General features: G+C 38.3%; 19 protein-coding genes. 4 read left to right on the top strand and 15 right to left on the bottom strand.

From position 1 onward, the window contains the following. Positions 1–3: 3 nt before the first annotated feature. The 8 genes from rpsC to rpsJ are packed head-to-tail and all read right to left on the bottom strand — an operon-like array spanning position 4 to position 4,136. A complete protein-coding gene (gene rpsC, locus ACTQZM_RS05155; RefSeq protein WP_016250294.1) occupies positions 4–660 on the bottom strand; it encodes a 30S ribosomal protein S3 in 657 nt (218 codons plus the stop codon). A gap of 13 nt (positions 661–673) precedes the next feature. Then, a complete protein-coding gene (gene rplV / locus ACTQZM_RS05150; protein WP_016250293.1) occupies positions 674–1,021 on the bottom strand; it encodes a 50S ribosomal protein L22 in 348 nt (115 codons plus the stop codon). Positions 1,022–1,041: 20 nt separating this feature from the next. Next, entirely contained in the window at positions 1,042–1,320 is a 279-nt protein-coding gene (rpsS, locus tag ACTQZM_RS05145) for a 30S ribosomal protein S19 (RefSeq protein ID WP_016184200.1), read from the bottom strand. Positions 1,321–1,362: 42 nt separating this feature from the next. Further along, on the bottom strand, positions 1,363–2,196 hold the full coding sequence (gene rplB / locus ACTQZM_RS05140) for a 50S ribosomal protein L2 (RefSeq protein WP_016250292.1): 834 nt from the start codon (positions 2,194–2,196) through the stop codon (positions 1,363–1,365). 37 nt (positions 2,197–2,233) lie between these two features. Further along, a complete protein-coding gene (locus ACTQZM_RS05135; protein WP_016250291.1) occupies positions 2,234–2,521 on the bottom strand; it encodes a 50S ribosomal protein L23 in 288 nt (95 codons plus the stop codon). Next, entirely contained in the window at positions 2,521–3,144 is a 624-nt protein-coding gene (rplD, locus tag ACTQZM_RS05130) for a 50S ribosomal protein L4 (protein ID WP_047242122.1), read from the bottom strand. The genes ACTQZM_RS05135 and rplD overlap by 1 nt, the downstream gene beginning before the upstream one ends. Before the next feature lie 28 nt (positions 3,145–3,172). Then, positions 3,173–3,802 carry a 50S ribosomal protein L3 gene (gene rplC, locus ACTQZM_RS05125; protein WP_243197907.1) on the bottom strand — a complete coding sequence of 210 codons (630 nt, stop codon included), beginning with the start codon at positions 3,800–3,802 and terminating at the stop codon, positions 3,173–3,175. 25 nt (positions 3,803–3,827) lie between these two features. Continuing rightward, complete coding sequence (gene rpsJ / locus ACTQZM_RS05120) at positions 3,828–4,136, bottom strand: 30S ribosomal protein S10 (protein WP_016184205.1); 309 nt, start codon at positions 4,134–4,136, stop codon at positions 3,828–3,830. Positions 4,137–4,485: 349 nt separating this feature from the next. Between rpsJ and ACTQZM_RS05115 the strand changes: the two genes are divergently transcribed. The 3 genes from ACTQZM_RS05115 (at position 4,486) to ACTQZM_RS05105 (ending at position 7,402) form a co-directional block, all read left to right on the top strand. Continuing rightward, the gene (locus tag ACTQZM_RS05115; RefSeq protein WP_441653101.1) at positions 4,486–5,910 is read left to right on the top strand and encodes an aminotransferase-like domain-containing protein; all 1,425 of its coding nucleotides are present in this window, start codon (positions 4,486–4,488) and stop codon (positions 5,908–5,910) included. 113 nt (positions 5,911–6,023) lie between these two features. Beyond that, positions 6,024–6,851, top strand: coding sequence for a bifunctional hydroxymethylpyrimidine kinase/phosphomethylpyrimidine kinase (thiD, locus tag ACTQZM_RS05110; RefSeq protein WP_441653100.1), 828 nt, complete (start codon positions 6,024–6,026; stop codon positions 6,849–6,851). Continuing rightward, positions 6,848–7,402, top strand: a complete 555-nt coding sequence (locus ACTQZM_RS05105) for an ECF transporter S component (RefSeq protein WP_441653099.1) — start codon at positions 6,848–6,850, stop codon at positions 7,400–7,402. Before thiD ends, ACTQZM_RS05105 begins: the two co-directional genes overlap by 4 nt. 60 nt (positions 7,403–7,462) lie before the next feature. Here ACTQZM_RS05105 and bsh read toward each other — a convergent pair whose 3' ends face one another. The 7 genes from bsh to rpsL form a co-directional block, all read right to left on the bottom strand. Beyond that, positions 7,463–8,440, bottom strand: a complete 978-nt coding sequence (gene bsh, locus ACTQZM_RS05100; protein WP_281958340.1) for a choloylglycine hydrolase — start codon at positions 8,438–8,440, stop codon at positions 7,463–7,465. Between the two features lie 190 nt (positions 8,441–8,630). Next, positions 8,631–9,479, bottom strand: a complete 849-nt coding sequence (locus ACTQZM_RS05095; protein ID WP_441653098.1) for a methyl-accepting chemotaxis protein — start codon at positions 9,477–9,479, stop codon at positions 8,631–8,633. Next, on the bottom strand, positions 9,469–10,680 hold the full coding sequence (locus ACTQZM_RS05090) for a cache domain-containing protein (protein WP_441653097.1): 1,212 nt from the start codon (positions 10,678–10,680) through the stop codon (positions 9,469–9,471). Before ACTQZM_RS05090 ends, ACTQZM_RS05095 begins: the two co-directional genes overlap by 11 nt. Positions 10,681–10,939: 259 nt before the next feature. Further along, a complete protein-coding gene (tuf, locus tag ACTQZM_RS05085; protein ID WP_441653096.1) occupies positions 10,940–12,127 on the bottom strand; it encodes an elongation factor Tu in 1,188 nt (395 codons plus the stop codon). A 148-nt stretch (positions 12,128–12,275) separates the two neighbouring features. After that, the gene (gene fusA / locus ACTQZM_RS05080; RefSeq protein ID WP_248626214.1) at positions 12,276–14,360 is read right to left on the bottom strand and encodes an elongation factor G; all 2,085 of its coding nucleotides are present in this window, start codon (positions 14,358–14,360) and stop codon (positions 12,276–12,278) included. An 80-nt stretch (positions 14,361–14,440) separates the two neighbouring features. Further along, positions 14,441–14,911 carry a 30S ribosomal protein S7 gene (gene rpsG, locus ACTQZM_RS05075; protein ID WP_016184213.1) on the bottom strand — a complete coding sequence of 157 codons (471 nt, stop codon included), beginning with the start codon at positions 14,909–14,911 and terminating at the stop codon, positions 14,441–14,443. Between the two features lie 60 nt (positions 14,912–14,971). After that, positions 14,972–15,385: a 30S ribosomal protein S12 gene (gene rpsL / locus ACTQZM_RS05070; RefSeq protein WP_007207637.1), complete on the bottom strand. Its 414-nt coding sequence runs from the start codon at positions 15,383–15,385 to the stop codon at positions 14,972–14,974. A 288-nt stretch (positions 15,386–15,673) separates the two neighbouring features. On the opposite strand from rpsL, the gene rpiA reads away from it, so the two are divergent. Further along, positions 15,674–16,351, top strand: coding sequence for a ribose-5-phosphate isomerase RpiA (gene rpiA, locus ACTQZM_RS05065; RefSeq protein ID WP_047334674.1), 678 nt, complete (start codon positions 15,674–15,676; stop codon positions 16,349–16,351). The last annotated feature ends 88 nt before the right edge of the window (positions 16,352–16,439 follow it).

The following is a 16,439-nucleotide window of genomic DNA, read 5'->3' as shown; positions in this document are numbered from 1 at the left end:
GTCTTATTTCCCTCCTTTTTCAGTATTCTTTTTAGTTGGAAGAACTTCTCCGCGATAGATCCATACTTTAACACCAAGTTTACCGTATGTTGTATCTGCTTCTTCCCATGCGTAGTCAATATCTGCACGCAATGTATGAAGTGGAACTGTTCCTTCTGAGTATCCTTCGCTACGAGCAATATCTGCACCGTTTAAACGACCTGATACTTGTGTTTTAATTCCTTTAGCTCCTGAACGCATTGTACGTTGGATAGCTTGTTTTTGTGCACGACGGAAAGCAACACGGTTTTCTAATTGACGTGCAATACCTTCGCCGACTAATTTAGCATCTAAATCTGGTTTTTTGATTTCAACAATGTTAATGTGAACTCGTTTACCAGTTAATTTATTTAATTCTTTACGTAGGTTTTCGACTTCAGCACCGCCTTTACCGATAACCATACCTGGTTTAGCTGTGTGGATTGAAACGTTCACGCGATTTGCAGCACGTTCGATTTCTACTGTTGACACAGCGGCATCAGCAAGTTTAGATGCGATAAATTTACGAATTCTTAAATCTTCGTGTAGATATTCAGCATACTCTTTTTCAGCATACCATTTTGCATCCCAGTCACGGATGACGCCTACACGCATTCCAATTGGATGTACTTTTTGACCCACTGATTGTCCCTCCTTATTTTTCTGATACGACTACCGTAATATGACTTGTACGTTTGTTAATTGGTGAAGCTGATCCTTTCGCACGTGGACGGAAACGTTTCATAGTTGGTCCTTCGTTAACAAAAGCTTCAGATACATATAAGTTTTCAACATCTAAGTCAAAATTATTTTCAGCATTCGCAATAGCTGACATTAAAACTTTTTCAATGATTGATGCAGCTTTATTTGGTGTGAATTTTAGAATTGCAATTGCTTCAGCAACGCTTTTTCCTCGGATTAAATCGATAACTAAACGCGCTTTACGAGGAGATGTACGTACTGTTTTAGCAGTTGCTTTAGCTGATGTAATTTGTTCTGCCATTTTTATATCCTCCCCTCAGACTAGCGTTTTGTCTTCTTATCGTCTGCAGCGTGGCCACGATAAGTTCTAGTTGGTGCAAATTCACCTAATTTATGTCCTACCATGTCTTCTTGAATGTAAACTGGCACGTGTTTACGTCCATCATACACAGCGATTGTGAATCCAACAAAACTTGGGAAGATTGTAGAACGACGAGACCAAGTTTTGATTACTTTTTTCTTTTCAACACCTTGTTGTGCTTCGACCTTTTTCATCAAATGGTCATCGACAAAAGGTCCTTTCTTTAAGCTACGACCCATGGTGAACCTCCTCTCAAAATGTGCGACACATGGTCATAAAAATTATTTAGTCTTACGACGACGAACAATAAGTTTGTTTGATTTAGCTTTCTTGTTACGTGTTTTGAAGCCAAGAGCTGGTTGACCCCAAGGTGAAACTGGTGCTTTACGTCCGATTGGTGCACGACCTTCACCACCACCGTGTGGGTGATCATTAGGGTTCATTACGCTACCACGAACAGTTGGACGTTTACGTAACCAACGAGAGCGACCTGCTTTACCAATGTTAATTAATTCGTGTTGTTCGTTACCAACAGCACCGATTGTTGCACGGCATGTTGCTAAAATCATACGAACTTCACCTGAGTTTAGGCGGATAAGAACGTATTTACCTTCTTTACCTAAAACTTGAGCACTTGTACCAGCAGAGCGGATTAATTGTCCACCTTTACCTGGTTTTAATTCGATATTGTGGATAACAGTACCAACTGGGATATTTTCTAATGGTAATGCGTTACCCACTTTGATATCAGCTTCAGGACCAGATACAACTGTCATGCCTACTTCTAATCCTTTAGGTGCTAAGATATAAGTTTTTACTCCATCTTCGTAGTGCAATAAAGCAATGTTTGCAGAACGGTTTGGATCGTATTCGATTGTCGCAACTTTAGCTACAACATTATCTTTGTTACGTTTGAAATCAATCAAACGGTATTGACGTTTATGACCGCCACCTTGGTGACGTACAGTGATGCGTCCGTTGTTGTTACGGCCGGCATTGTTTTTCAATGGTGCCAATAATGATTTTTCTGGTTTTGATGTAGTAATTTCAGCAAAGTCAGAAGAAGTCATATTACGACGACCATTTGAGGTAGGTTTGTACTTTTTAATCGCCACGTCTTTTTCCCTCCTATTAATAATCTATCTAGTTTTATTATTCAGCTGAGAATAATTCGATTGCTTTTGAATCGCTTGTTAATGTCACAATAGCTTTGCGACGTTTCTTTGTATAACCTGCATATTTACCCATACGTTTGAATTTAGGACGTACGTTTACGATGTTCACGTCTTTAACTTTCACATCGAAAGCAGCTTCTACAGCTTGTTTTACTAATGTTTTGTTTGCACGAGTATCCACTTCAAAAGTGTATTTGTTTTCTTCCATTGCGTTCATAGACTTTTCAGTGATTACTGGGCGTTTAATGACATCTAGTAAGTTCATTATGCAAGCACCTCCTCAATTTGAGTAAGAGCAGTTTGAGTTACTAATAATTTGTCATTTGATACAACATCTAACACACTTACGTTGTCTGAAGCAACAACACTTACGTTTGGTAAGTTACGTGCTGATAAAGCAGCAAAGTCATTACCTGGTTCTAATACTACTAATACTTTTGTATCAATTGATAAGTTAGCAAGAACTTGTTTGAATTCTTTAGTTTTTGGTGCTTCGAAGCTTAATGCATCAACTGCAACCAAGTTATTTGCAGCAACTTTTTCTGATAATACAGATTTCATTGCTAAACGACGAACTTTTCTAGGAAGTTTGTAGCTATATGAACGTGGTGTTGGTCCGAATACAACGCCACCTCCACGCCATTGTGGTGAACGGATTGAACCTTGACGAGCACGACCTGTTCCTTTTTGACGCCATGGTTTGCGTCCACCGCCACGTACTGCGCTACGGTTTCTAACAGCGTGTGTTCCTTGTCTTAATGAAGCACGTTGCATGATAACTGCATCGAAAACAACACTTTCATTAGGTTCAATTCCAAAAATTTCTTCATTTAAAGTAATTTCGCCAATTTGGCTTCCATCTTGTTTAAATAATGCTACGTTTGGCATTCCTTAGTTCCTCCTTTCTTCCTATCGATTATTTAGCCTTCACAGCTGATTTGATTGTAATCAATGATTTTTTAGCGCCTGGAACGTTACCTTTGATTAAGATTACGTTACGTTCAGCGTCTACACGTACGATTTCAAGGTTTTGAATTGTTACGCGGTTGCCACCCATACGGCCAGCAAGATGTTTATTTTTAAATACACGGTTAGGTGCAACTGGACCCATTGATCCAGGACGACGATGGTAACGAGAACCGTGAGCCATTGGTCCGCGGCTTTGTCCATGACGTTTGATTACGCCTTGGAATCCTTTACCTTTAGTTGTTCCTGTAACATCAACGATGTCTCCTGCTTGGAAGACGTCCACTTTAATTTCTGATCCTACTTCTAAGCCCTCAAGCTCAACATCCTTGAATTCACGAATGAAGCGCTTAGGAGCCGTGTTTGCTTTTGCAACATGACCTTTCGCAGGTTTGTTAGACAAAACTTCACGCATATCTTGGAAACCAACTTGAATTGCTTCATAGCCGTCAGTTTCAACAGTTTTCACTTGTAATACTACGTTTGGAGTAGCTTCAACAACTGTAACTGGGATTAATTCTCCTGATTCAGTGAAGATTTGAGTCATTCCCACTTTTTTCCCTAAGATTCCTTTGGTCATGATTACACCTCCATCTCAATTATAATTATAGTTTGATTTCAATATTAACACCTGATGGTAAGTCAAGCTTCATTAAAGCATCAACAGTTTTTGGTGTTGGGTTCACAATGTCGATTAGACGTTTGTGTGTACGCATTTCGAATTGTTCGCGTGAATCTTTGTATTTGTGAGTCGCACGAATGATTGTGTAAAGACTACGTTCTGTTGGTAATGGAATTGGACCAGATACGTCAGCTCCAGTTCTCTTTGCAGTTTCTACAATCTTATCCGCAGACTGATCTAAAATACGATGTTCATACGCTTTTAAACGGATACGAATTTTTTGTTTTGCCATTTTGTTCCCTCCTTCGCCTATTTTGACAAGTAGACATAGCTCCACGAAAATTATCCGTCACGCTCGACCATGGCAAAGCGTCCGGGCGTGTCGCAACCTCTCGTTTCTTAGCCGCAGAATTTTATCTGCAGTGCATACCCTTAATGAGCAGCACCTTTTTGATTATAGTATATGTCCTGGCAATTAGCAAGCTTTTTTCTTGAAAAACTGAAAATTTTTTTGCCTTTTCACTCAATTTTCATTTTACTATATTTTTACTTCACTACATTATAGTAGAAAAATGATTCAACTTGACTTTTTTACTTGAATCTTCTAACTTTAGGCTAAGAAAACTTACGGAGGGATGTTGATGTATCAATTAAATTCTGAATCAGACCTACCCTATTATCAACAAATTATCCACGAATTAATCGAAGCTATTCAATCTGGTGAGTTACTACCAGAAGAACGTTTACCTGCCGAACGCAAACTTGCACAGCTTTATGGTGTCAATCGTTCTACTGTTGGACGTGCGCTCGATGAATTAGTTAGTTTAGGTTGGCTTGAACGACAACAAGGAAGTGGTACCTATATCAGTGCAACTCGTATCGCCAATCGTAAGTCACCCCAACTGCCTTGGAAAAATTTGCTAGCTCGCCCAATTTTTGTAGAAGATCCTTATCTTGCTGAATTGAAAACAAAACGCAATGAGAAAGATTGTATTGATTTATCTAGCGGTGATTTACCCCTATCTTTCATTCAAAACTTTAATATTCCAAGTCTTTCGTGGGAACAGGTGCTTAAAATGCAAGCTGATTTACCTGAGTCAGGAGAAATTCATTTACGCCACGCTTTGGTCAATCATTTAAAAAATCAGTATCAGTTATCCCTTAGTGCTGAAGAACTACTAATTACATCTGGTTCTACGCAAGGAATGTCACTGATTTTCGATACCTTACTCAAACCAGGTGATGTGGTTGCTACAGAAAACCCCTCTTTTCTTTTTTCGTTGCCTTGGATTGCTTCTAACCAAATTGAATTATTAGGTATTGATATGGATAACGAAGGAATCATAGCTGAAAAATTAGAACAACAGATTTTGCAACGTCGTATTAAACTTGTTTATCTTAATCCTGACTTTCAAAACCCGACCGGAAGATTAATGTCGCTTGAACGTCGCCAGCAAATTCTCGCTATTTGTAAAAAATATCAGATTCCAATTGTAGAAGATGATGCTTATGGTGAACTGAACTTCAATCGCCCCTTTCCTCGACTAAAAAGTTTAGCCGACGAACAAGTCATCTATCTTGGTTCTTTGTCAAAAATATTCAGCCCGCATATCAAAATTGGTTGGGTAGCGGCTCCTAAATCACTATTATCTTCTATTATAGATACAAAAATCCAAAGCGAGCGTACGACTGATTTATTTTCGCAAATCATTGCTCAAAATGCTTTAAGTGCCAGTGATTATCTTGTCAAGCAGACACATTTATTACATTTTTTAGCGCAGAGACAAGCTGAGATTTTACATGTTTTTTCTGAATTTAGTGAAGATTGGCAAGTACAACAAACTTCAGGGGGACTATATTTATATTGTACGTGGAAACATCAAAAACTCCACCGCAAAGACTGGCAAATTTTCCTGAAACAAAATTTATTAGTGGCGCCTAGCTTTTTATATTGTAATCAATGTCAATCTATGCGCTTAAATTATGCCCATCTAGCCACTTATCCTTTAGAAGAATTTAAACAGCGACTCGCACATTGTACATCAATATTATCAGCTAAACGTTAAAAGATCTATCTCATGCAGATAGGTCTTTTTAAATTGGTTGGGTATATTTTGAGCCAATTGGTTGTTTTACGATACCATCTGTTGCGTTATACTATCAAAAAAGGAGGGAAACTATGGTTAAACAAGTACTTACTATTGCAGGCTCTGATTCTACTGGAGGTGCAGGGTTAGAGGCTGATTTAAAAACCTTTCAAGAATTTGGATTATATGGATATGCGGTCATTACCTCAATCGTAACAATGGATGCTTCAAAAGGCTGGCAACATGAAGTCCATGAGTTAGATAGCGAGTTGATTCAAAAACAATTTGCGAGTGCCACATGTGGGGGCCAAATCTCAGCCTTGAAAACTGGCATGTTAGGCAACGAAGAAAACGCAGCAACGATAAGCAAGTTACTCAAAACAAGTAATATTGAAAAAATCGTCATCGATCCAGTTATCGCTTGCAAAGGAACGGCTAATATTTTACAACCTCAAGTCGTTGAAATGCTAAAAAACAAACTTGTTCCACAAGCTTTTATCACAACACCTAATTTAGTAGAAGCCGGTATACTTTCTGGAATGGGCGATTTACACACCATTGAGCAGATGAAACAAGCAGCTAAAATCATTCATGAAATGGGTGCAAAAAATGTTGTCATCAAAGGTGGTGCCCGTTTAAATCATGAGCTGGCCATTGATATCTTCTATGATGGTCAAGATTTTCAAACTTTGGCATTACCAATCATTTCAACTGCAACCAACCACGGTGCAGGCTGTACTTTTGCCGCTACGATTACCAGCTTATTAGCCCATGATTATCCGGTTCTTCAAGCTGTCCAATTAGCCAAAACTTTTGTCAATCAAGCCATCCAGAAAGGTTTCTTTGTTAATCCTTATGTTGGACATGTTTGGCACGGCGCCTATTTCCATGCCGAAACACGATTGGAGGAATCAAAATGAAACAAACAAAATCCATTCAAGCTATCACACTGACTGCACTATTTGCAGCCTTAACATTTATCGGAACAACAATTAAAATTCCTTTACCTACCGGAGCCTTTGTCCATCTCGGTAATGCGATGTTACTTTTAGCCATTTTATTACTTGGTTACTTTAAAGGTGCTCTTGCTGGAGGTTTAGGTTTTGCTATTTTCGATTTATTAAATGGGTATGCTACCGAAGCACCTTACTTCATTTTAGAAAGTTTTATTGTTGGTCTGTTTGCTATTTTTGCTATTCGTTTATTCAAGAATAATCCAACAAAAATTTGGCAAATTATTGTCATTGGCCTATTTACTGGTATTGGAAAAATTATTATGACGCAAGCAAAAAATACTGTGGTCTTACTTATTGCCGGTAGTAATTTGAGTAATGCTTTTACTGCTGCGAGCATTAAATTACCAGCTACACTGATTAATGTTGTTTCAACTATCATCATTGTCAGCATTTTATATTTCCCAATCAAGCAATTACTAGATAAACAAAATTTCGTTACATTTTCACACAAATAAGATCAAAAGAGATAGCCAAAGCCCTTGACTATCTCTTCTTTATTATTAGTTATCTAAATTTTACGCATTGACGATATTAAACTGTTGTTCGTTAATTAATGGATAGCAAGCTAACTTTTGACCATCTAAATCTTCTTTATGCATATCCACGCCAGTAATTTGACTATTGTGATAGCTTCGATAGTAAAAAATCCCTTTATCCATATTGCAACAAGACGAATAAATGGTATGTTCGTACTTTTCATCCCCTACATCACATAAGCCCATTTGTTGTTCAACAGACCCTAAAATATGGAAAAATTGACCAACACTTTCTGCCTCTGACTCACCAGAAACAGAATTCCATTTTGTAAAAGTTGCTTTGATGAAACGTGAACTAGAAGATAAATCACCAGGCAAGCCTAAGCCACCCATCCCACGACTATATACATCGAGATTCAATCCCTTAGCAAAGGTATCTTCAGGGGTTTTGGTAGATAACGTACGATAATTATTCAACTGAAAAACCTGTTGTTTAAACTCTGGATTATTTGTCAGTACACCAATTGGATTATCATATATTTTCAGTCCTTCTTTCACACATTCAATAACAATCGATTCATTTTGATCAGATAACATCCAATGCAAATCAGCTAAAGGTAATTCTGGACTAAAGTTGATCTTTACTAAATTCATCCGATCAAGCAATTCACGCGCTTGACTCACGTTGGCACAACGACCTAGTAGCCACGGAATCAATTCAAAAGGAGTGATATTATCTTTTCCTTCAACATAAGGTTTATAATCAGCTAAGCCTGCAAAGTTTAAACCAGCAATACTTAACCCTTTCTCGTTTGTTGCATCGTAATAAAGAGGATAGTCATTGACCACTGTTGCGATACCAATTATTGCATAATGATTCTTTAATGGTGCTTCTTTGCGAAATTCAAAGACATAATTTCTAGGTGTCACCACTACCTGTTCACCATAGGAAAGCTCGTAATCAAAATTACGGCCAAAATAATGATCTTTTGTAGTATAAGTAATTGATGTACACATATAAATTCCTCCAATTTAGCTTTATTTATTACTACACCTCTATAGTAGTAGGATAGGTCAATTTTTGCAAAAATTTATCGGTTGAATTTAATAAAATCTTTTTATCTTTACTTTTTTTCATTCTAATTATTTATAAAATGAAATGCTGCCAAAAAATCAGGTAAAGCACCTTTACCCGATTTTGCGTATTTTATGAAAGGGTAAATTTGCTTGCTGAGCGTTGTAATTGAGCAGCAATCTGACGTAAATCACTCACATGTTGCGTAAATTCCTCAGAAGTAGCCAAGACCTCCTCAGCATTTGCTGAAACTCCTTGTGTTCCGGCAGCATTTTCTTCTGTTGAAGCTGAGATATTTTCTAAATTCTCCAATACAGTAGCTTGAACATTGGTAATACTATTAGCTACTGCTTCCAAGCTCTCAATACTGTTCAATAAAGTCTGATTCTTATCAAAAACTTCTTGTACAGTCTGAATCGCTTGATGAATTAAAGTGGTTTGTTTTTCCCCACCAGCTAATGAGCGCGAGGTTTGTTCGACCATTTCTGTCGAACGATGCTGAACTTTCTCAATAATTGCGGCAATTTCTTTGGTAGATTCCTTGCTTTGTTCAGCTAGATTGCGAATTTCAGAAGCGACCACCGCAAACCCTTTGCCTGATTCACCAGCGCGAGCAGCTTCAATAGAAGCATTTAAAGCTAGTAAATTGGTTTGATAAGAAATGTCATTGATTACCTGAATGATCTGCGTAATATTTTGAATCATATCATTCATTTCATCCATACTACGCATCAATTCTTCCATTTGTTGCATTTCATCTTGCCAGCTACCATTGACTTTCCCCATCAACTGCATACTTGATTGATTAATACTTGAAGATTCAGCTGATTGCAAACTCATCACTTCAACACTATTCATCAACTCATTCACATGCGTTGATAATTCATTCATTTGACTGACACTGCGCTCAGTTTCGTTGGCTTGTGAGCCAGTGACTTGTGCAATACCAGTGATGGTCTCAGCCACTTCTTCAGTCGCCATATTGGTTTGCTTGGGAAAGCTCTAATAGAGAAGCTGAACGTTGAGAAACTTCATTACTTTCAGCTTGAACCTCTTGAATTAATTGGGCCACCGAATCAATCATTAGGTTGTATTGTGCACTCATTTGTTGCAGTTCATTGCCTTTTTCATCAGGATGGACTGCCCGATACAATAAGCGTGGCATTGATTGATCGGTTTTCGTTGTCTGCTCAGATTTCGGTTCAATCTTACTAAGATGTCCAGAGCCTACTCGTTTGAAATAGGTCGTAAATAAAGCGACTACCCCTTTAATCAACCGGGTAATGAACAGTGCGTTAATCAAAATAATAACTAGCATGATTAAGATTAAAACCACTGTAATTAGCACTTGGAACCATAGCGTTTTTTGCATCACCACTTTATCCATCGTAGCAAGGACAATTAGTGGATGTGCCGCAGTGCCACGATTGAAATAAACAGAAGCAAATTCCTTTTGTTTAAGCTTTAAAATATCGGCCTCTTTATTGGCTTGTACAACCGACTTAAATAATGCCGCAAAAGGATAGTTTTTATTCACTAGCGCTTTATCAGAAGAGGCTACCACAATCCCTGATTTAGCAATCAACGAAACTTGCGCACCTTCACTAGTATTTAACGCCTTGATTAAATCACTAACCGATTTAAATGACACATCTGCGGTCAATACCCCAAGCTGTCCTTGCGTATTTTTAAAGGCATAAGAAACTGTCGAAACAAAATCACCACTATCAATATCTTGATAAGGCTCAGACCAAACCAAAGTATTCATTTTGGCTACAGCATCTTTAAACCACGGACGGGTAGTTGCATCATAATCTGCCGGTAGCGGTAAAGCTGACACACATTCCGCCGCATTTTCGGTCGCAAAGGTCATACTTAAAATATTATGATCCCCTTTACTAGCAGTAATCAACGCCTGCTCAATTTGACTTAAATCAAAAGTATTTTGCAAAACATCAAATTGGGCAATTTCTTGCATTTGATTATTGGTATTGGCAAATAATTCTTGCTGTGCTACCACCACTGCCGACACTGTACCTTTTTGCGTATTGGCAACATTTGTTTTTAATGAATTGATTGTGCTAAAAAAATTAATGATAGATAATAGCAAAACAGGTAATAACGCCATACTAATCAAAACTAGCACAATAAACCAGCCGATACTCTTTTGTTTTTCCTTCATTACTCCACCCCATTTAATCAATATGTATTGATTATCGACTTTTTCCATTTTTATTTAATGAAAATGAGCGGAAACTTTCAGAAAACACGTTTTTTAATAACGCTAACAATATATATTTATTGATAAACATTGAAAAATCAACTTGCAAACATTAAAAAATAATGTATTTTTTGATGTGTAATTTCTTATTTGTTTTTATATAAAAAAAGACAAGAAGCAAAATGCTTCTTGTCTTTGAAATCAAATATTAAGCTTAAAATTAAGCTAAGATACCAGTAACAACGCCTGAACCAACAGTACGTCCGCCTTCACGAATTGAGAAACGAGTTCCGTCTTCGATAGCGATTGGGTGGATTAATTCAACTTCCATAGTTACGTTATCACCAGGCATAACCATTTCAGTACCTTCTGGTAAGTTAACTACACCTGTAACGTCAGTTGTACGGAAGTAGAATTGTGGACGGTAGTTAGTGAAGAATGGAGTATGACGTCCACCTTCTTCTTTAGTTAAAACGTACACTTCAGCAGTGAATTTTGTATGTGGAGTGATTGAACCTGGTTTAGCTAATACTTGACCACGTTGGATGTCTTCACGAGCCACACCACGTAATAATGCACCGATGTTGTCTCCAGCTTCAGCGTAATCTAATAATTTACGGAACATTTCAACACCAGTAACTGTTGTTTTAGAAATTTCATCATGGATACCAACGATTTCAACTTCATCACCAACACGAACTTGTCCACGTTCAACACGACCTGTAGCAACAGTACCACGACCAGTGATTGAGAATACGTCTTCGACTGGCATCATGAATGGTTTGTCGTTGTCACGTTCTGGAGTTGGGATATATTCGTCAACTGCAGCCATTAATTCTAAGATTTTTTCTTCGTAAGCTGGGTCGCCTTCTAAAGCTTTTAATGCAGAACCAGCGATTACAGGAACATCGTCTCCTGGGAAGTCGTATTCAGTTAATAAGTCACGTACTTCCATTTCAACTAATTCTAATAATTCTTCGTCGTCAACCATATCAACTTTGTTTAAGAATACAACGATGTATGGAACACCAACGTTACGTGATAATAGAATGTGTTCACGAGTTTGTGGCATAGGACCATCAGCAGCAGATACTACTAAGATAGCACCGTCCATTTGAGCAGCACCAGTAATCATGTTTTTAACGTAGTCAGCGTGTCCTGGGCAGTCAACGTGTGCATAGTGACGAGTAGCTGTTTCGTACTCAACGTGAGCAGTTGAGATTGTGATACCACGTTCACGTTCTTCTGGAGCACCATCGATTTGGTCATAAGCCATAGCTTGTGCCCCACCTTGTTTAGCTAATACAGTTGTAATAGCAGCTGTTAATGTAGTTTTACCATGGTCAACGTGTCCGATTGTACCAACGTTAACGTGGGATTTAGAACGGTCAAATTTTTCTTTTGCCATTTTAAAATGTGCCTCCTAAAAGTAAATTTTTTATATATCTGATAGGTAGGAAGGAAGGCTCCTTCCTGCCCATATCATCGCTTCTATTTTACCCAAAATTCTTCAAAAAAGATAGTTTTTTGCAGAAATTCCTAAAAAATATCAAATATTATTCAGCTTTTCCGCCATTTTTCTTAATAATTTCTTCTTGAACAGATTTTGGAACATCTTCGTAGTGGTCAAATGTCATTGTGAACACACCACGACCTTGAGTTGCTGAACGTAATGTAGTTGCATAACCAAACATTTCAGCAAGAGGAACCATCGCACGAACTACTTGAGAGTTATTACGAGCTTCCATACCTTCAACACGACCACGACGTGCAGTAACGTGTCCCATAACATCTCCTAGATATTCTTCAGGAACAACGACTTCAACGGCCATGATTGGTTCAAGGATAACTGGGTTAGCTTTCTTAGCAGCAGCACGTAATGCCATAGATGCAGCTACACGGAAGGCTGTTTCACTTGAGTCGACATCATGGTAAGAACCATCATATAGTTTAGCCTTGATATCAACCATTGGGTAACCAGCTAATACCCCATTTTCCATAGCGTCTTTCAAACCAACTTCAACTGCTGGGATGTATTCACGAGGAACCACACCACCGACAATTGCGTTTTCGAATTCGAAACCAGCGCCTTCTTCGTTTGGTGTAAATTCAATCCATACGTGACCGTATTGACCTTTACCACCAGACTGACGTACAAACTTACCTTCAGCTTGAGTAGCTGAGCGGAATGTTTCACGATATGATACTTGAGGCGCACCAACGTTAGCTTCTACTTTAAATTCACGACGCATACGGTCAACGATAATATCTAAGTGAAGCTCACCCATACCAGCGATGATTGTTTCACCAGTTTCTTGGTTTGTTTCAGCGCGGAAGGTTGGATCTTCTTCAGATAATTTTTGTAAAGCGATAGACATTTTGTCTTGGTCAGCTTTTGATTTAGGTTCGATAGCAACTTGGATAACTGGTTCTGGGAATTCCATAGATTCTAAGATAACTAGGTTCTTTTCATCACATAGTGTGTCCCCAGTAGTTGTGTCTTTCAAACCAACAGCTGCAGCGATATCCCCTGCGTATACTTCAGAAATTTCTGAACGAGAGTTCGCGTGCATTTGTAGGATACGTCCAACACGTTCACGTTTACCTTTAGTTGCGTTTTGTACGTATGAACCTGATTCTAAGACACCAGAGTACACACGGAAGAAAGTTAAACGACCTACGAATGGGTCAGTCATAACTTTGAAGGCTAAAGCTGAGAATGGAGCTGAATCGTCAGCTGGACGAGTCACTTCTTCGTCAGTCTTAGGATCGATACCCTTGATTGCAGGGATATCTAATGGAGAAGGTAAGTAGTCAATAACGGCATCCAATAATAATTGAACCCCTTTATTCTTGAACGCAGAACCACAAAGAACTGGGTAGAATTCTACAGCAGTAGTTGCACGACGAATTCCTTCTTTAAGTTCTTGTTCAGTGATTTCTTCACCTTCTAAGTATTTCATTGTTAATTCTTCATCAGTTTCAGCAACAGCTTCAACTAATTTTTCACGCCATTCTTCAGCTAACTCACGGTATTCTTCTGGAATATCAGTTTCTTCAATTTCAGTACCTAAGTCGTTAGTATAGATTTCGGCTTTCATTTTCACTAGGTCAATGATACCTGTGAAGCTATCTTCAGCACCGATTGGTAATTGAATTGGATGTGCATTTGCTTGTAAGCGATCATGCAATGTTCTTACAGAATATAAGAAGTCCGCACCAATTTTATCCATCTTGTTAGCAAATACGATACGAGGAACTCCGTAAGTAGTTGCTTGGCGCCATACAGTTTCAGTTTGAGGTTCTACCCCAGATTGTGCATCTAGGACGGTAACCGCACCATCTAATACACGTAATGAACGTTCAACTTCCACAGTGAAGTCTACGTGCCCTGGTGTGTCGATGATGTTGATACGATGACCTTTCCATTGAGCAGTTGTAGCGGCAGATGTGATAGTAATCCCACGTTCTTGTTCTTGTTCCATCCAGTCCATTTGAGAAGCACCTTCGTGAGTTTCTCCAATTTTGTGGATTTTACCAGTGTAGTACAAGATACGTTCTGTCGCAGTTGTTTTACCGGCATCGATGTGGGCCATGATACCGATGTTACGAGTGTTTTCTAAAGAAAATGCTCTTGCCATTGTAGGTTTTTCTCCTCTCTTATTAAATCGGTTGTTTCATGCTATACCTTCTGTCAACAAATAAATGTTGCAAGAGGATCTTACCAACGATAGTGCGCAAATGCACGGTTGGCTTCGGCCATTTTGTGAGTGTCTTCGCGTTTTTTCACAGAAGCACCAGTGTTGTTAGCTGCATCCATGATTTCTTTTGCAAGACGTTCTTCCATTGTATGTTCACCACGTAGGCGTGCATAGCTAACAATCCAACGTAAACCTAAAGTTGTACGACGTTCTGGACGAACTTCAACTGGTACTTGGTAGTTAGAACCACCCACACGACGAGCTTTAACTTCTAATACAGGCATGATATTTTTCATAGCTTGTTCGAAAACTTCTAATGGATCATTCCCTGTAGATTCTTTAATAATATCAAATGCATTATAGATGATGCTTGCAGCAATCCCGCGTTTACCGTCGATCATGACACGGTTGATTAAGCGAGTTACTAATTTTGAGTTATAAATAGGATCTGGTAAAACATCACGTTTTGCAACAGGACCTTTACGAGGCATCCGTAACTCCTCCTTTTCGTAATATGATTATTTTATATTTTTTCGTTTCAAATCTAAAAATTAAGCTTTAGGACGTTTAGTACCGTATTTAGAACGACTTTGTTTACGATCGTTCACACCAGCTGTATCTAACGCACCACGAACGATATGGTAACGTACCCCTGGTAAGTCTTTTACACGTCCACCACGTAGTAACACAACGCTGTGTTCTTGTAAGTTATGTCCGATACCTGGGATATAAGCTGTAACTTCGATTAAGTTTGACAAACGAACACGGGCATATTTACGTAAAGCTGAGTTCGGTTTTTTAGGTGTCATAGTACCCACACGAGTTGCTACCCCACGTTTTTGAGGTGAGCTCACATTCGTTTGAGTCTTTTTGAAACTGTTATATCCTTTGTTTAATGCAGGTGAATTTGATTTTTCAACCTTTGATTTACGAGGCTTACGTACTAATTGGTTAATTGTAGGCATTCCTTGTTTTCCTCCTTCCTTGATTCGCTGTATAGTCCCACACATCCAGGTGGTTCTTTTTTTGCGATAAAAAATAATGCAGATTTTCTGCACCTTTATCAAAGCTTTTCACAGTCAGCACGTCTACTAGAGACCTGTTTAAAGCACCTTTGTAATAATAGCATGATATTTCATGACTGTCAACTACTTGGGATACAATTTTTTGATTTTTTTCTAAGTTTTCATAGGTTTTTTGAAAGCGAAATAGTATAATGTTAGTTGTAAATTATCGTTGGAGAGTGATTGTTGATGAACTTGAAACAAATGGTTGGGATTAAAGCTAGTGAATATGTCAAAGATGGCATGATTGTCGGTTTAGGTACTGGTTCGACTGCTTACTATATGATAGAAGAATTAGGTCGTCGTGTCAAAGAGGAAAACTTGCAAATTGTTGGCGTACCTACTTCTATCGCATCAAAAAAACAAGCAGAAGGTTTAGGGATTACGGTTAAAACCATTGATGAAGTCGATCATGTTGATTTAACCATTGATGGTGCAGATGAAATCGATGAAAACTTTGGTGGTATTAAAGGTGGCGGGGCAGCCCTTTTATTCGAAAAAATTGTCGCTACTTATTCTAAAAAAATTATTTGGATTGTTGATGAATCAAAAATGGTTAAAAATCTAGGCGCCTTTCCTTTACCTGTTGAAGTGATTCCTTATGGCTGCATGCAAGTATTCAAAAAATTTGAAGCGCTAGGATATCAACCAACACTACGTAAAAAAGAAGATGGAAGTACTTTAATTACCGACTGTGGACACCATATCATTGATCTCCACCTTGAAAAAATTGAGCAACCTGAACAGTTAGCTCGCCAGTTAGACCACACAGTTGGCGTTGTTGAACATGGACTTTTCCTTAATATGGTAGATACTGTCATTATCGGGCATGAAAATGGTGTGGAAGTGCTAGAAAGTCAAAAATAGCCGTATCCCTATCATTGCGCATTTGTATTAAATTTTTTATGGAAATTATTTGTAAAAAAGTGTACAATATGGAAGGAATGAAAAAATT

The organism is Enterococcus cecorum (assembly GCF_052119425.1).
GTDB classification, from domain to species: Bacteria; Bacillota; Bacilli; order Lactobacillales; family Enterococcaceae; genus Enterococcus_E; species Enterococcus_E cecorum_C.
Note: the sequence above shows the minus strand (reverse complement) of the source record. Positions and strands in the feature narration are given on the sequence as shown.

What these genes read in the sequence shown, in the direction of transcription:
- ACTQZM_RS05115 (WP_441653101.1), top strand. Translation starts at nt 4,486, where the DNA reads ATGTATCAATTAAATTCTGAATCAGACCTACCCTATTATCAACAAATT.
- rplV (WP_016250293.1), bottom strand. Translation starts at nt 1,021, where the DNA reads ATGGCAGAACAAATTACATCAGCTAAAGCAACTGCTAAAACAGTACGT.
- rplD (WP_047242122.1), bottom strand. Translation starts at nt 3,144, where the DNA reads ATGCCAAACGTAGCATTATTTAAACAAGATGGAAGCCAAATTGGCGAA.
- tuf (WP_441653096.1), bottom strand. Translation starts at nt 12,127, where the DNA reads ATGGCAAAAGAAAAATTTGACCGTTCTAAATCCCACGTTAACGTTGGT.
- rpsJ (WP_016184205.1), bottom strand. Translation starts at nt 4,136, where the DNA reads ATGGCAAAACAAAAAATTCGTATCCGTTTAAAAGCGTATGAACATCGT.
- ACTQZM_RS05090 (WP_441653097.1), bottom strand. Translation starts at nt 10,680, where the DNA reads ATGAAGGAAAAACAAAAGAGTATCGGCTGGTTTATTGTGCTAGTTTTG.
- rpsL (WP_007207637.1), bottom strand. Translation starts at nt 15,385, where the DNA reads ATGCCTACAATTAACCAATTAGTACGTAAGCCTCGTAAATCAAAGGTT.
- rplC (WP_243197907.1), bottom strand. Translation starts at nt 3,802, where the DNA reads ATGACCAAAGGAATCTTAGGGAAAAAAGTGGGAATGACTCAAATCTTC.
- bsh (WP_281958340.1), bottom strand. Translation starts at nt 8,440, where the DNA reads ATGTGTACATCAATTACTTATACTACAAAAGATCATTATTTTGGCCGT.
- rpsG (WP_016184213.1), bottom strand. Translation starts at nt 14,911, where the DNA reads ATGCCTCGTAAAGGTCCTGTTGCAAAACGTGATGTTTTACCAGATCCT.
- ACTQZM_RS05135 (WP_016250291.1), bottom strand. Translation starts at nt 2,521, where the DNA reads ATGAACTTACTAGATGTCATTAAACGCCCAGTAATCACTGAAAAGTCT.
- rpsS (WP_016184200.1), bottom strand. Translation starts at nt 1,320, where the DNA reads ATGGGTCGTAGCTTAAAGAAAGGACCTTTTGTCGATGACCATTTGATG.
- ACTQZM_RS05095 (WP_441653098.1), bottom strand. Translation starts at nt 9,479, where the DNA reads ATGGCGACTGAAGAAGTGGCTGAGACCATCACTGGTATTGCACAAGTC.
- thiD (WP_441653100.1), top strand. Translation starts at nt 6,024, where the DNA reads ATGGTTAAACAAGTACTTACTATTGCAGGCTCTGATTCTACTGGAGGT.
- rpiA (WP_047334674.1), top strand. Translation starts at nt 15,674, where the DNA reads ATGAACTTGAAACAAATGGTTGGGATTAAAGCTAGTGAATATGTCAAA.
- fusA (WP_248626214.1), bottom strand. Translation starts at nt 14,360, where the DNA reads ATGGCAAGAGCATTTTCTTTAGAAAACACTCGTAACATCGGTATCATG.
- ACTQZM_RS05105 (WP_441653099.1), top strand. Translation starts at nt 6,848, where the DNA reads ATGAAACAAACAAAATCCATTCAAGCTATCACACTGACTGCACTATTT.